Source organism: Streptomyces sp. NPDC046860 (genome assembly GCF_040645115.1).
Classification (GTDB): Bacteria; Actinomycetota; Actinomycetes; order Streptomycetales; family Streptomycetaceae; genus Streptomyces.
On sequence record NZ_JBEYXQ010000011.1, the window covers coordinates 40,481 to 53,818 of the forward strand.

At 71.2% G+C, this 13,338-nt stretch carries 10 protein-coding genes; 8 read left to right on the plus strand and 2 right to left on the minus strand.

The genetic code is table 11. The annotated features are described in order from the left end of the window. Positions 1-49 precede the first annotated feature (49 nt). The 7 genes from ABZ898_RS17815 to ABZ898_RS17845 all read left to right on the plus strand — a co-directional run bounded on the left by ABZ898_RS17815 (position 50) and on the right by ABZ898_RS17845 (position 9,801). Positions 50-1,723: an FAD-dependent oxidoreductase gene (locus tag ABZ898_RS17815; protein ID WP_361659106.1), complete on the plus strand. Its 1,674-nt coding sequence runs from the start codon at positions 50-52 to the stop codon at positions 1,721-1,723. A gap of 403 nt (positions 1,724-2,126) precedes the next feature. Next, positions 2,127-3,170 (plus strand): Lrp/AsnC family transcriptional regulator, encoded by a 1,044-nt coding sequence (locus tag ABZ898_RS17820; protein ID WP_361659109.1) that lies wholly within the window; start codon positions 2,127-2,129, stop codon positions 3,168-3,170. Positions 3,171-3,456: 286 nt separating this feature from the next. Continuing rightward, positions 3,457-4,254, plus strand: coding sequence for a polysaccharide deacetylase (locus tag ABZ898_RS17825; RefSeq protein WP_361659111.1), 798 nt, complete (start codon positions 3,457-3,459; stop codon positions 4,252-4,254). Next, positions 4,251-5,561, plus strand: a complete 1,311-nt coding sequence (locus ABZ898_RS17830) for an MFS transporter (protein WP_361659113.1) — start codon at positions 4,251-4,253, stop codon at positions 5,559-5,561. Before ABZ898_RS17825 ends, ABZ898_RS17830 begins: the two co-directional genes overlap by 4 nt. After that, the gene (locus ABZ898_RS17835) at positions 5,561-6,337 is read left to right on the plus strand and encodes an SDR family oxidoreductase (protein WP_361659116.1); all 777 of its coding nucleotides are present in this window, start codon (positions 5,561-5,563) and stop codon (positions 6,335-6,337) included. The genes ABZ898_RS17830 and ABZ898_RS17835 overlap by 1 nt, the downstream gene beginning before the upstream one ends. Further along, positions 6,334-8,553 carry a M20/M25/M40 family metallo-hydrolase gene (locus ABZ898_RS17840; RefSeq protein ID WP_361659119.1) on the plus strand — a complete coding sequence of 740 codons (2,220 nt, stop codon included), beginning with the start codon at positions 6,334-6,336 and terminating at the stop codon, positions 8,551-8,553. The genes ABZ898_RS17835 and ABZ898_RS17840 overlap by 4 nt, the downstream gene beginning before the upstream one ends. A gap of 150 nt (positions 8,554-8,703) precedes the next feature. Next, on the plus strand, positions 8,704-9,801 hold the full coding sequence (locus ABZ898_RS17845) for an NADH:flavin oxidoreductase/NADH oxidase (protein WP_361659121.1): 1,098 nt from the start codon (positions 8,704-8,706) through the stop codon (positions 9,799-9,801). Positions 9,802-9,883: 82 nt separating this feature from the next. Here the strand turns inward: ABZ898_RS17845 and ABZ898_RS17850 are convergent, their stop codons facing one another. Then, positions 9,884-11,044, minus strand: a complete 1,161-nt coding sequence (locus tag ABZ898_RS17850) for an aromatic acid exporter family protein (RefSeq protein WP_361659124.1) — start codon at positions 11,042-11,044, stop codon at positions 9,884-9,886. A 233-nt stretch (positions 11,045-11,277) separates the two neighbouring features. Between ABZ898_RS17850 and ABZ898_RS17855 the strand changes: the two genes are divergently transcribed. Then, positions 11,278-11,805 (plus strand): peptidylprolyl isomerase, encoded by a 528-nt coding sequence (locus tag ABZ898_RS17855; protein WP_361659127.1) that lies wholly within the window; start codon positions 11,278-11,280, stop codon positions 11,803-11,805. 54 nt (positions 11,806-11,859) lie between these two features. Here ABZ898_RS17855 and ABZ898_RS17860 read toward each other — a convergent pair whose 3' ends face one another. Continuing rightward, positions 11,860-13,230: an MFS transporter gene (locus ABZ898_RS17860; RefSeq protein ID WP_361659130.1), complete on the minus strand. Its 1,371-nt coding sequence runs from the start codon at positions 13,228-13,230 to the stop codon at positions 11,860-11,862. Between the last annotated feature and the right edge of the window lie 108 nt (positions 13,231-13,338).

Genomic DNA, 13,338 nt, shown 5'->3' on the forward strand with positions numbered 1-13,338 from the left:
GTTCCACGGCAAGGCTGTCCGGATCGAGCGAACAATGTGAGCAATCGTCATGGAATACGGTGACAGGCCGGCGTCGGCCGGTATGGACGAGGACGCGTTTCCCGTGCTGTCCCAGGACCAGGTGCGCTGTGTGAGCGACTACGGGAGCACGGAGTCCCTGGAGGGCGGGCGGGTCCTCTACAGTCGCGGGACCACGGACTTCGACTGCTTCCTGGTGCTGGACGGAGTGATCGACGTCTACCAGGAGGGACGCCCCGGTGACTCGCCTGAAGACCGGACGGTAGCGGTGCTGGCCGGGGGGCAGTTCACCGGGGAACTGTCGCTGCTGCACCGCAACAAGTCGCTCGTGGAGGCGGTCACGCGCGACGACTGCACCGTGATCCGCCTCCGGCCCGCCCAGCTGCGGACTCTGATGGCGAACGAGCCGAAGATCGCTCAGCTCGTTCTGCAGGCGTTCATGCTGCGGCGCCTGAGATACCTGCGGATGGGGCTGGGCACCGTACTGCTGGCCGGGCCCCCCGACTCGGGCGACATGCTGCGGATTCGCGGCTTCCTGGACCGCATCAACTATCCGGTGCGCCAGCTCGACCCCGGCGAGGACGAAGCGGTCGAGATGCTCCGGGACTACGACGTGCGATCCGATGCGCGCTGGCCGATCGTCATCTGCCGGCCCGGCTCCTACATGCAGAACCCGACGATCTCGGAGGTCGCCGAATGCCTCGGCCTCAGGGAGCGGCTCGACGACCTCGGCACCGTCGACGTGGCGGTGGTCGGCGCCGGGCCGTCCGGCCTGGCCGCCGCCGTCTACGCCGCCTCCGAAGGGCTCAGCACGGTGGTCATCGAGGCCACGGCACCGGGAGGCCAGGCCGGGACCTCCTCGATGATCGAGAACTACCTGGGATTCCCGCTCGGGATCAGCGGGCACGACCTGGCGACGCGGGCGCAGGTCCAGGCGGTGAAGTTCGGGGCGCGCATCGCCCTGCCGTACACCGTGGAGAGACTGCACTGCGACCGGACACCCTTCGTCCTCCGCATGAGCGACGGCGAGGAACTGTCCGCCCGTACGGTGATCGTGGCCACCGGCGCCCACTACCGGCGCCTCGACCTTCCCGAACTGCCACGGTTCGAGGGCAACGGCATCCACTACGCCGCCACGGCCCTGGAAGGGTCGTGCTGCCAGGACGAGGAGATCTTCGTGGTGGGCGGCGCCAACTCGGCAGGGCAGGCGGCGGTGTTCCTGTCCCAGGTCGCGGCGCACGTGCGCATGCTGGTGCGCGGGCCCGCGCTGTCCAACTCGATGTCGCGCTATCTGTCCAGGCGCATCGAGGCATCGTCCAAGATCTCCGTGCACACGAGGAGCGAGGTCGTCGAACTGCGAGGCAAGGGGCACCTGCAGAGCGTGCGCTGGGAGGACTCCTCGACGGGGGAGTCGCTGGAGACCCCCAGCACCAACGCCTTCCTGATGCTCGGGGCCGTACCCAACACGGCATGGCTGACAGGCTGTCTGGAGACCGACGGCAAGGGGTTCATCCGGGTGGGCGGCGACGTGTCCGACACCTCCGCCTATCCCGACGGCGGCCGCCCCACCGGACTGGAGTCCAGCGTCCCGGGGGTGTTCGCCGTCGGGGACGTCCGATCGGGGTCGGTCAAACGGGTCGCGTCCTCGGTGGGCGAGGGGTCCGTCGTGGTGGCGGCCGTCCACCGGGCACTCGAACGCGGGTGAACCGCGGTCGGGCCCGCGCCCCCGCGCCGCAACGTCCGGACGAGCCGACCCGTCTTTCGTCGTTCCCGTTCGGGAAGGTCGATCTCATCCATTCCCGGACGGGCACAGGGCGGTCCCGCGTCCGGGATTCCAGCTCGCCGCGGTGCGCCCTCTTACGTCCCCGTATTCCGATCCCGAAATCGCGCGGCCGGGGGAACATGGCCTTGCCGGATCGGTGATGAAAGAAAATTGCGGGTCTTATCGAGGAAATCCCCCACGCGGGCCGAGTGCGGCTGGATGGGCTCTGACCTGCGCATACGTAGGAACGGGCGAATGCCGGCGAGTCGGTTACGTGGCGGTGGGCGGGGCGTGTGCAGGATCTCGTCGTTGACCCCTCGCGGACCGGGCGATTAGTTTCCCGGCCATGTCCCACGGCTCACCCTCGCACGGCATCGACGATCTGGACCGGCGCATCATCGCGGCGCTCCAGTTGGGCGGTCGCGCGCCCTGGAGTGCGATCGCGCATTGGGCGGGCGCCAGCGAGACCACAGTGCAGCGCCGGTTTCAGGCGTTGCGCGACCGGGGTCTCGTCCGCGTCGTGGCGACTCTGGAACTGGAGCGCACCGCGTCCGGTTGCTCCATGCTCGTCCGTGTCCAGGCGCGGCCGGGCCGCGGCCTGGAACTCGCCAGGGTGCTGGCCGACTGTCCGCAGGTGCGCTTCGTGGCCGTGGTCACGGGCGCGGCGGACCTGGTCGTCGACTTCGTGGCCGAGGACAACGATCAGCTGATGCGCCTCCTGTACACGGACCTGCCAGGGGCGGATCTGATCACGGGCACCGAGTGTGTGGCCGCCATCCGCAGCTTCACCTCACCCGCCCACTGGGACACCGGACTGCTGCCTTCGCAGGCGAGAGAGGCGCTGCGCCCCGCGGCGCTCGCCGCGCCGTACGAGCGAACGGGCAGGGACGAGGCGCCACAGGCGCTCTCCGAGGTGGAACGCGAGGTCGCCCGGGCCTTGCGCGCGGACGGCCGCATGCCGGTCAGCGCGCTGGCCCGTGAGCTCGGACGGACCGAGTCCAGTGTCTCGCGGGCCCTGGAGAGGTTGACCGACCGCGGTGTGCTGCACTTCCGCACCCTGGTCGATCCGGGGCTGCTGGGCTTCGAGGCGGAGTTCATGGTCTGGCTGTCCGTCGAGCCGGACCGCCTCGACGCGGCGGGCCGGCAGCTCGCCCGGCACTCCGGGACGAAGCTGCTCTCCGCCGCCACCGGGCGGTTCAACCTGGTCGGACACGTCGTCCTGCCCCATCGCTCGGATCTGTTCCGGTACACCGGGGAGGTTCTCGGGGCATTGCCCGGGCTGATCGCCTCGGAGATCACCCTTCATCTGGCCACGCTCAAACACGCCTGGACCCCGATGGTGGCACCCGGGAGGTCCGTCCTCTCCGCGGCGCCGTCCGCCGAGTCCTGACAGCTCGCTGTCACGGTGTGGAGACCCCCTCGGGCTCCCGCCGTTCATCGTCGTACCCATTTTCAGGAAGTGGGGATTCATGTCCGGACCGAAAGAACACGTATCCACGTACGCATGCGAACATCCATCGGAAGATCAGTCGGAAGACTCTTCCGGCAACGCGGCCGAATACGCCGCGCGACCCAGTTGGCGCTGGCCCGAAAGCGAGTGGCGTCGGCATGTCGACGCGGTCCGCGCCGGACAGCGCCTGAGCCCTCGGCAGTGGCCGGGCCAGGCCCGGGTCGCCGTGGCCATCTCCTTCGACCCCGACCACGAGACCATCCCCCTCAGGGACGGTGAGACCAGTCCGGGTCGCCTGGCGCAGGGCGAGTACGGAGCACGGGCCGGTGTGCCCCGCATCATGGCGATGCTGGAGAAGTACGGCGTTCCCGCGACGTTCTTCATGCCGGCCGTGTCCGCGCTGCTCCACCCCGAGGAGGCGCGCGCCTACGTCGACGCCGGTCACGAGGTGGCCGTGCACGGCTGGATCCACGAACGCAACATGCTCCTGCCGGAGACCGACGAGCGGGCCCTCGTCGAGAAGTCCGTCGAGACCCTGACCCGGCTGACCGGTCAGCGCCCGGTGGGCGTGCGGACCCCGTCCTGGGACTTCTCGCCGACGACGCTGGCCACGCTCGTGGACGCCGGATTCACCTATGACTCCTCGCTCATGGCGGACGACGAGCCCTACGAGATCCTCGCGCACGGGGAGCCGACCGGGCTGGTGGAGATCCCCGTCGAGTGGCTCCGGGACGACGCCCCCTATTTCACGATGGACCGCTACGGCTCGGTGCGTCCGCACAGCCGGCCCCGCGACGTCCTCGAGATATGGAAGGACGAGTTCGAGGCCGCTTACCACGAGGGGGGCGTCTTCCAGCTCACCCTCCACCCCCATGTCATCGGTCACCGCTCCCGCATGGTCGTCCTGCGCGAGCTGCTCGATCACATCGAGGCCCACCCGCAGGTCTGGTACGCCACCCACGCGCAGATCGCCGCAGAGGTCCGCCGTGAGATGCCCCGTCGCACATCGGAGAACCGCACATGAACGCGAGCAGAGTCCCGACCGTGCAGGCGGCCGAGGAGACCGAGCGGCTCAGCCGCCGGCAGGTCAAGGCGATCGCCGCCGGCGCCGTCGGCAACACCATCGAATGGGTCGACTGGGCCCTGTACGCGATCTTCGCGAAGATCATCTCCTCGCAGTTCTTCCCGGCGGGTGACGAGAAGGTCGCCCTGCTCTCCACCCTCGCCATCTTCGCCGTGGGCTTCGTCCTGCGTCCGGCCGGCGCGGCCGTGCTCGGGATGTACGCCGACCGATTCGGCCGCAAGAAGGGTCTGACCCTCACCGTCGGTCTGATGGCGGGCGCCTCGTTCGCCATCGCCGTGACTCCGACCTACACCCAGATCGGCCTGGCCGCTCCGGTCGCCCTCCTGCTGGCGCGACTGGTCCAGGGCTTCTCGGCGGGCGGCGAGTTCGGCTCGTCCTCGGCGTTCCTCGTGGAGTCGGGCACCCGCGCGGGCCGGGCGTTCGCCGGTTCCTGGCAGCAGGTGTCGGTCGGTGGCGGCGCGCTGATCGCCTCGCTGCTCGGCACCGTCGCCACGAACACCCTCAGCGACGACGCGCTGCACGCATGGGGCTGGCGCGTGGCCTTCGCCATCGGCGGGCTGCTCGGGCTGATCGGTCTGTGGCTGCGCGTGAACGTGGAGGACACGCAGTCCTTCGAGAAGGCGCGGACCACGGGCCGGGTCAGGACCAACCCGCTGCGGACGGTGTTCGCCAGCCACCCCGGCGCGGTCCTGCGTGTCGTAGGCATCACCGTCGCCGGCACGCTGACCTACTACATCTGGGTCAACTACCTGCCCACGTACGCGAACCTGGCCACCGGCATCCCACTGGGCAAGGCGCTGCTGTCGCAGACGCTCTGTCTGCTGATCTTCATCACGCTGCTGCCGTTCGCGGGGAGGCTGTCCGACCGGATCGGCCGCAAGCCGACCATGGCGGGATTCGCCGGCGGGTTCGCGGTGCTGAGCTGGCCCCTGCTGCACTTCCTGGACAACAGCTTCCTGAGCCTGTTCCTGGTGCAGTTGACCGGCATGCTCCTCATCCTCGGCTACTCCGCCAACTGCGCGGTGGTCATGGCCGAGCAGTTCCCCGCGGAGATCCGTGCCACGGGCATCGCCGTCCCGTACGCCCTCGCCGTGGCCGTGTTCGGCGGCACCGCGCCCTACGTGATCACGTGGATGCACGACCACCACTTCAGCCACTGGCTCTGGCTCTACCTGTCCGTCGCCTCACTGATCTCCCTCGCCGTCTATCTGACGATGCCGGAAACCAAGGACAAGGAACTCGACTGATGCCACACGCCGTTGTCACCGGTGCGGCCGGCGGGATCGGGCGCGCCGTCGCCGAACGCTTCGCCCGCGCCGGCTACACCCTGACCGTCTCCGACCTCGACGGTCCCGCCCTGCGGCGGGTCGCCGCCGACGTCGACGCCCTCGCCGTGCCCGCCGACCTCACCGAGGCCGCCGCGCCCCACGACCTGATCGAGCGGGCCTGGGAGGGCGGGGGAGCCGTCGACGTACTCGTCAACGCGGCCGGCCTGTACCCCTCGCTGGACATGCTCGACGTCACGGCCGAGCAGTGGGACCGCCTGTTCGCGCTGAACCTGCGGGCACCCGTGCTGGCCACGGCCGCTTACGGGAAGCGTGTGTCCGCCGCGGGAGCCACCGGCGCGGTCGTGAACATCAGCTCCGGATCCGCCCTGCGGTCCCGCCCGGGCGGCGGACCGTACGCCACGACCAAGGCGGCCCTGGAGATGGCCACCCGTGCCGCCGCCCTCGAGTTCGGTGCCCTCGGCATCCGCGTCAACGCCGTCAGCCCGGGCTTCGTCCCCGTCGCGAGCGAGGCCAACCCGGTGTCGCCCGTGTACGCGCGGGCCATCTCCGCCAATCCCCTGGGGCGGTCGGGAACGCCCGAGGACATCGCGCACGCCGTCCACTGGCTGTCCACGCCCGAGGCCTCCTGGATCACCGGCGAGGTCGTGCGTGTCGACGGCGGCTCGAGCACCGGAGCCCTGCACCTGCCCCGGATCGACGGACGCCCGGAGTACGAGAAGAGGAACCCCGCATGACCGGCACCACCCACACCGTCGTCGGAGGAGGAGCCATCGGCGGTGTCCTCGCCCACCGCCTGGTCCGGGCGGGCCGGCGGGTCCGTATCGTCGACACCGATCCCGACCACGTCGCCGCGATCCGTGAGAACGGTCTGGTCCTGACACACGAGGGTGGCGATCCCGAGGTGGTCCGCGTCGAGGCGACGCTCCCCGAGGACCACGACGGCCCGCTGCACGTCGTCCTGCTGGCGGTGAAGGCCCAGGCCACCGGGGCCGCGCTGGACTGGATAACCCCGCGCCTGGCCCCCGACGGGTACGTGGTCTCGATGCAGAACGGCTTCAACGAGGACACCATCGCCGAGCGCGTGGGCCCGGACCGTACGGTCGGCGCCTTCGTCAACATCTTCGCCGACGTCGTCGAGCCCGGCGTGATCCGGGACGGCGGAGCGGGGGCACTCGTGGTGGGGGAGACGGGCGGCGCGCCGGTCTCCGAGCGGGTGCGGGCGCTGGTCGGCCATCTCGGCACGGAAGATCCCGCGCTGGCCAGCGACAACGTGGAGGGATACCTCTGGGCCAAGGCGGGCTTCGGGGCGATGCTCGCGGCCACCGCGCTGGCCGACGCTCCCATGGCCGACCTCATCGACCGGCACCCGGACGTCATGGCCGCCGTCGCGGGTGAGGTGTTCAGCGTGGCCGACGCGCTCGGGGTCACCCTGGAGGCGTTCGACGCCTTCGAACCGGAGGCGTTCCGGACCGGAGCCGCTGTCGACGACCGGGCCGGCGCGACCGAGCGCCTCACCCGATGGCTGCGCACCCAGCCCAAGACCCGCAGCGGGATCTGGCGGGACCTGGCCGTGCGCGGGCGTCCCGTCGAGGTGACGACCCACTACGAGGTCGTCCTCGCGCACGCCGCGCGGCGGGGGATCGCCGCACCCGTCCTGCGAGCCGTCATGGAGGGCCTGGCCGAACTGGAACGGGACGCCACGGGCATGTCGGAGGACCGTCTGGACGCCCTCGGCGCCCTGATCCCGGCCGCGGACGGCCCGGTGCGGTCGAAGGTGCCGCCGTCCACGCCCACCGTCGGCGCCGAGGAGGCCGAGCGCGTCTCCTCCTGGCTCACCGCGCACCGCGACGAGATCGAGGCGGACCTGGCCACCTGCACCGGGCTCGAAAGCCCCAGCGACGACGAGGAACTCCTCACCGTCTGCGCGCAGTGGCTGCGCGGGTGGCTCGACGAGCGGCTGGGCACCGACCGTGAGGAGGAGGTCCTCGCCCGCCAGGGCGCGGGCGACATCCTGATCCGGCGGTACGCGGGCAGCGGTGAGAGCCCTCTGCTCCTCCTCGGGCACTACGACACCGTGTGGCCGGCGGGCACGCTGGCCGCACGGCCGTACCACCGCGACGGGGACCGCATCACGGGCCCGGGCGTCTTCGACATGAAGGCCGGGCTCGTCCAGGCGGTGTGGGCGCTCAAGGCCCTCGACGCTCTCGGACTCCCGCGGCCGGGCGTCACGCTGCTGATCAACGGCGACGAGGAGACGGGGAGCCTGGCGTCCAAGGACGTCGTCATGGCCGAGGCCCGGCGCAGCCGCGCCACCCTCGTGTTCGAGGCGTCGGCCGACGGCGGCGCCATCAAGACCGCCCGCAAGGGAGTCGGGCTCTTCCGGATCACCGTCACCGGCCAGGAGGGCCACGCCGGACTCGACCCCCACCGCGGCGCCAGCGCCGTGGACGAACTGGCCCACCAGATCCTGCACCTCGCCGGCCTGCGGGACCTGGCCGCGGGCACCAGTGTCAACGTCGGTGTCGTCAGCGGCGGGACCCGGCCGAACGTCACCGCCGGCCGGGCGGTCGCCGACCTGGACGTACGGGTCTCCTCGCGTGGTGAGAAGGAGCGGATCAGCGCCGCCCTGGCGGCGGTCCGGCCCCATGATCCCCGTACGGCCGTCGAAGTGACCGGCGGCTGGAACAGGCCCGTGTTCGCCCGCGAGCCCGGGGTCGCCGCTCTCGCGGACCTGGCCCGTGACTGCGCGGGCCTGCTGGGCGAGAGGCTCGACGAGGCGAGCGTCGGTGGTGCCAGCGACGGGAACTTCGCGGCGGCCGCCGGAAGTCCGGTCCTCGACGGTCTGGGCGCCGTCGGTGACGGAGCCCACGCGGCCTCCGAGTACGCCTCGGCCTCCGCGCTCGTCCGGCGCGCCGCACTGGCGGCCCTCGTCATCACCTCGCTCGCCTGACCCCCCGCCGTCGGCGCCGGCGGTCACCGCACGCGACCGCGCCCACGCCGCGGCGGCAGAAAGAAACTCCGGACATCTGAGGCTGCTGCGCGCAGTCAGCGTTCGCAATCAATGTTCGGGTTCCCTCCCCGCATCACAGGAGATCTTCACGTGACCACGCTCTTCACTCCCTACGCCGCCCGTTCGCTGACCATCCCGAACCGTGTGTGGATGGCCGCCATGTGCCAGTACAGCGCGGCGCCCGACGGAGACCTGGCGGGAGCGCCGAACGACTGGCACTTCGCGCACCTCGCGGCGCGGGCGACCGGGGGCACCGGTCTGATCATCACCGAGGCCACCGCCGTCACCCCCGAGGGGCGGATCAGCCCCTACGACCTCGGCATCTGGAACGACACGCAGGCCGGGGCATTCCGCCGGATAACCGACTTCCTCGTCTCGCAGGGCACGGTGCCCGGTATCCAGCTCGCGCACGCCGGCCGAAAGGGCTCGACCGAGCGCACCTGGGTCGACCGGGGAGCGCCCATCGCGCCGGACCAGGAGCACGGCTGGCAGCCCGTGGCCCCCAGCGCCATCCCCTTCACGGAGAAGGCGACCACGCCCGTCGAGCTGACGGTCGATCAGATCAGGGAACTGGTGCAGCAGTTCGCCGACGGCGCCCGCCGCGCACTGCGGGCCGGATTCCAGGTCGTCGAGGTCCACGGCGCGCACGGCTACCTGATCCACCAGTTCCTCTCCCCGTTCAGCAACCACCGCACCGACGAGTACGGCGGCTCCTTCGAGGGCCGTATCCGCTTCGCCGTCGAGGTCGTCGAGGCCGTGCGCGCGGTCTGGCCCGAGAACCTGCCCGTCTTCTTCCGCGTCTCCGCCACCGACTGGCTCGCGGAGAACGGCGACCCCCGCGACGGCTGGAACGCCGACGAGGCCGTGCGCCTGGCCAAGGAACTGCGCGCCCTGGGCGTCGACCTCTTCGACGTCTCCACCGGCGGCAACGTCCCCGACGCCAGGATCCCGGTGGCCCCGGACTACCAGCTGCCGTTCGCGCGGCGCATCCGCGAGGAGGCCGACATGCCGGTGGCGACCGTCGGCCTGATCACCGAGCCGGCCCGCGCCCAGGCCGTCGTGGGCGCCGGGGACGCCGACGCGGTGCTGCTCGGCCGGGAACTCCTGCGCAACCCCTACTGGGCCCGGCACGCCGCCAGGGAACTGGGCGGCGAGGTCGCCACGCCCGACCAGTACCACCGCTCCTGAGACGAGCGCCGGAGGGAACCCGGGACCCCTCCGGGTCCGGGGTTCTTTCCGGCGGTGCGGCGCTCCGGACCCCCGGCGGCGCTCACGCGTCCGCCGTGTCCTTGAGGGCGTCGCAGGTGTTCTGGAACTCCTCCATCAGGCGGGTGGCCTCGACGACCAGGACGCCGTAGGGGCGTGAGGCGTCCGACAGGGGCAGGTTGTTCTCCTGGGCGGCGGCCAGCACCTTTTGCAGCGCCTCCTGGGAGAGCGTGGCGAGCCGGCACATCTCGGCGGCCTGCTCGGAGAGCGTGTCGCTGTCGAGCTCGGCGATGACGTGGGCGATGTCGCGCAGGCTGCCCGCGAAGTCGGCGTACGCCCTCAGCGCGGGCGCGTAGGTGTAGGTGTTCTCCGTCTCGCGCCAGCGTCCCAGGGACCGGGTCAGCGACGCCAGCTGGTACACCGCGCGTTCCAGGGCGTCGACGCTCTGCCGGTAACGGTCGAAGGTCAGGTAGCCGCGGTGGGAGGGCAGCAGCCGGCGCGGGTTGAAGGGGAGGCTGTTCTCCGCCGTGCTCAGTCCCGCCCGCGCCTGTCCGACCGCGCGCTGCGCCCGCTCGCCCGCCCGGCGCCACTTCGCGGCCCGGTCCGCGTCCACGTCGCCGGTGCACAGGCCGTCGGCCATGTCGTCGAGGAGGGTCTCGATCGCCGACGCGAGCACCTGGAGCCCGTGCTCGGCGCTGCGGTACCGCAGCGGCGGCACGATGGTCAGGTTCACCAGCAGGCCCACCCCGCATCCGATGAGCACCAGGACGATGATCTGCCCGAGCTGGTTCACCTTGTCGCCGGTGGTGGTCGCCGACGCGTAGGTGGAGAAGGCGAAGAACGCCGCGGTGGCGACCTGGGACCGCTGCTCGCCCAGCGCCGGCCACCGGCCGATGCACAGGGCGATGACGGCGACCAGGAGGAAGGCGAACAGGCCGGGGCCGACCACGGACCCGACGACCGCCTGCACGGCTACGCCCACGGTGACCGCGGCGGCGTAGCGCAGGGCCTGCCAGACGGACTTGTAGATCGTGGCGTTCATGATCAGAACGGCGGAGAACGGCGCGAACGCCGGCGACGACGCGTTCAGCAGGTCATGCGCGATCCACCACGCCAGCGTCGAGGCCAGCGCGCTCTTGCCCACCAGGAGGACCGTGTTGCGTTCGTGTCCCGGCGCGTCCCACGCCCGCCTCAGCCATGCTCCACAGCTCCGTACCCACTCCATGTCTCGCGCTCCGGACTCCCGCTCGCCGCATCCGTACAAGGTAGGCGGTTCACCCGAAGCGGAGCAGGTATGCGGGGCGGCGGCACGCCGTCCACCAGCGGCTGGGTGTCCGGCCGGACCGTGAGCGGACGGCCGTGCCACTCGTGCGGGTGAGCCGTCGTGTCTTCGTCGCGTGCGCGTCGGCGCGGCCGGAAGACTGTCCGGGCCAGTAGACCGCACACCGGAGGATTCCCATGGCGGATGAGCTGTACGCGACGCTGAAGACCAACAAGGGCGACATCGTGGTCCGGCTGCTGCCGAACCACGCCCCCAAGACCGTACGCAACTTCGTGGAGCTCGCGAACGGCGAGCGCCAGTGGACCCACCCCGAGACCGGTCAGCCCCTCGACAGCCCGCTGTACGACGGGACGGTGTTCCACCGGGTCATCGAAGGCTTCATGATCCAGGGCGGCGACCCCCTGGGCAACGGCACGGGCGGCCCGGGGTACGAGTTCGCCGACGAGTTCCACCCGGACCTGGCGTTCGACAAGCCGTACCTGCTGGCCATGGCCAACTCCGGGCCGGGAACCAACGGATCGCAGTTCTTCATCACGCTCGCTCCCACCGCCTGGCTCACCGGCAAGCACACGATCTTCGGTGAGGTCGTCGACGACGCCAGCAAGAAGGTCGTCGACGCCATCGGCACCACGGAGACCAACCCCCGCAACGACCGCCCCGTGCAGGACGCCGTGGTCGAGAAGGTCGTCATCGAGACCCGCTGACGGACCGGCCCACGGGACGCCGTCGCCCGCGACGCCGTCCCGTGGGCGCCCCGGTCAGTCCAGGGCCACGTTCTTCGTCTCCGGCGCCCACGCCACCGAGGCGACCAGGCCGACCACCAGGACCAGCGTCAGCACCAGCATGGTGGGGGAGAACCCGGCGTGCTCCAGGCCGAGCGGCAGGAGGAAGGTGCCGATGGCGGAGCCGATGCGGCTCATACCGTTGAGCAGCCCGACCCCGGAGCTGCGCAGGTCGGTCGGGAACAGCTCGGCCGGATAGACCTGGTCGAGGTTGACGGCCGCCGACATGGTGAACGTGAACACCAGGAACAGCGGGAACAGCAGACCGGTGGGCGCGTCGGGCCAGACCGCCATGGGGGCGAGCGAGGCGATGAGGACGACAAAGGACCAGATCGTCAGCCCGCGCCGGCTCATCTTCGCCACGAACCACAGGCCCGCCACGCTGCCGCCCAGCAGGAACAGGTTCAGCACGCCGTCGCTGGTGGTGTCCTCCTCGCTCACTCCCATCTTGGCCAGGACCAGCGGCAGGAAGGTGTAGATGGCGAAGTACGGCACCACCTGCGCGTTGTAGAAGATGACGCCGAACGCGGTCCGCCGCCAGTACTCGCGCCCGAACAGGTCGCGGTAGCGCGCCCGCGGCCGCTCGGCGGCGGCCCGGGCGATCCGAGCCAGCGACGCGACCGCGTCCTCGTCGCCGCCCAGGCGGCGCACCACGGCCCGCGCCCGGTCGAGCTGCCCGCGCGCCATGAGCCAGCGGGGCGACTCGGGCACACCGATCCGCAGCAGCACCACGGCCAGCGCGGGCACACTGCTGGAGGCCAGCAGCCACCGCCACGCCTCGCCCCCGATGCCGACCACCCAGTTGCCGAGGAAGAACGCCACGACGTAGCCCACCGTCCACAGGACGGTCAGGGACGCCAGCAGACCGCCCCGGTAGCGGCGCGGCACGAACTCGGCGACGAGCGTCGGGCCCAGCGCGTAGTCGGCGCCGATGCCGATGCCGATCAGCAGCCGCAGCACGAAGAGCTGGCCCGGACCGGTCACGAAGAACTCGGCCGCCGACGCCACCGAGATGAGCAGGAAGTTGTACGTGTACAGGCGCTGGCGGCCGATCCGGTCGGCGGCCCAGCCGATGACGACACTGCCGAGGAAGATGCCGATCAGCGCCGCCGCCCCGAGCAGCCCCTCCCACACGGAGCCGAAACCGAGCTGGGTGGCGATCACCGGCAGGGCGATGCTGATGATGCCGAGTTCGTAGCCGTCGGAGTAGTTGGCGCAGAACGTCAGCGCCGTGATCCGCAGATGGAACCGGTTGAGCGGGGCGTCGTCGAACGCGGTGGCGGCCTCGTCGCTCCCTGAGGGGTCGGGACCGTCGCTCCCGGAGGACGTGGTCTTGCTCTGCGGCATGGGCTTCGGAATCCTTCCCGCCGGCGTCGTTCGGCAGCCGGGCGTCCGGACGAATCCTGGCCGCACGGCGGGCGAACGGGGCGGTCCGCGCGGCCGACACGCGGTACC

Excerpts from the sequence above, each read along its gene's own strand:
- ABZ898_RS17820 (WP_361659109.1), top strand. The coding sequence starts at position 2,127 with ATGTCCCACGGCTCACCCTCGCACGGCATCGACGATCTGGACCGGCGC.
- ABZ898_RS17830 (WP_361659113.1), top strand. The coding sequence starts at position 4,251 with ATGAACGCGAGCAGAGTCCCGACCGTGCAGGCGGCCGAGGAGACCGAG.
- ABZ898_RS17860 (WP_361659130.1), bottom strand. The coding sequence starts at position 13,230 with ATGCCGCAGAGCAAGACCACGTCCTCCGGGAGCGACGGTCCCGACCCC.
- ABZ898_RS17855 (WP_361659127.1), top strand. The coding sequence starts at position 11,278 with ATGGCGGATGAGCTGTACGCGACGCTGAAGACCAACAAGGGCGACATC.
- ABZ898_RS17835 (WP_361659116.1), top strand. The coding sequence starts at position 5,561 with ATGCCACACGCCGTTGTCACCGGTGCGGCCGGCGGGATCGGGCGCGCC.
- ABZ898_RS17840 (WP_361659119.1), top strand. The coding sequence starts at position 6,334 with ATGACCGGCACCACCCACACCGTCGTCGGAGGAGGAGCCATCGGCGGT.
- ABZ898_RS17815 (WP_361659106.1), top strand. The coding sequence starts at position 50 with ATGGAATACGGTGACAGGCCGGCGTCGGCCGGTATGGACGAGGACGCG.
- ABZ898_RS17850 (WP_361659124.1), bottom strand. The coding sequence starts at position 11,044 with ATGGAGTGGGTACGGAGCTGTGGAGCATGGCTGAGGCGGGCGTGGGAC.